Here is an 843-nt window from a genome sequence, read left to right on the forward strand (position 1 = left end):
AAACTCATAAAATCGCTTGAAGTTTGACGGCTATCCTGATTCAGAGCCCTGCATATCGGAGGGTGAGATGGCACGGCGGCGTTACGAACTAACGGATCGGGAGTGGGCAATCATCGAGCCTTTGCTCCCCAACAAGCCGCGCGGGTGGCGCGAGTAGACGATCGCCGGGTCCTCAACGGGATCATGTGGCGTTTCCGCTCTGGGGCCACCTGGGCCGAAGTGCCCGAACGCTATGGACCGTCGACCACGTGTTACAATCGGTTCGTGCGCTGGCGCAAAGCCGGCGTCTGGGATCGGCTGCTGGCAGCCGTCTCGGCCGATTACGATGGCGATCTGGTCATGATCGATTCCACCTGTGTTCGCGTCCACCAGCATGGTGCGACGGGTAAAAGGGGGGATCCTGCGATCGTGGCATGGGACGTTCCCGGGGCGGTCTTACCAGCAAACTCCACGCTCTTGTCGATGCTCGCGGACGTCCTATCGGATTGCGACTGACCGGCGGGCAGGTTCACGATGCCTGCGAGGCCGAGGCCCTGATCGAAGTCATTCCTGCAGGCGCCACTCTCCTGGGTGACAAGGGCTATGACAGCAAGGTCATACGCGAAGCGGCTGCGGCTCGGGACATCTGGGCCAACATTCCTAACCGCTCCAACCGCAAAAAGCGTTTCGGCTTCTCGCCGTGGCTCTACAAGCAGCGCAATCTGGTCGAACGCTTCTTCAACCAGATCAAGCAATTCCGGGGCATCGCGACGCGATACGACAAGTGCCCCGAAAACTACCTCGCCGCCATCAAGCTCGTCTGCGTACGCCTCTGGTGCGCGGCGTAATGAGTCTACGCGCTAG

The 843-nt window shown here is 60.5% G+C and carries 1 pseudogene; it reads left to right on the forward strand.

Annotated features, from left to right (window positions below):
* Positions 1-67: 67 nt before the first annotated feature.
* A pseudogene (locus MBENS4_RS25170) lies at positions 68-827 on the forward strand (IS5 family transposase).
* Positions 828-843: the final 16 nt, after the last annotated feature.

This window comes from Novosphingobium sp. MBES04, from assembly GCF_000813185.1.
GTDB lineage: Bacteria > Pseudomonadota > Alphaproteobacteria > Sphingomonadales > Sphingomonadaceae > Novosphingobium > Novosphingobium decolorationis.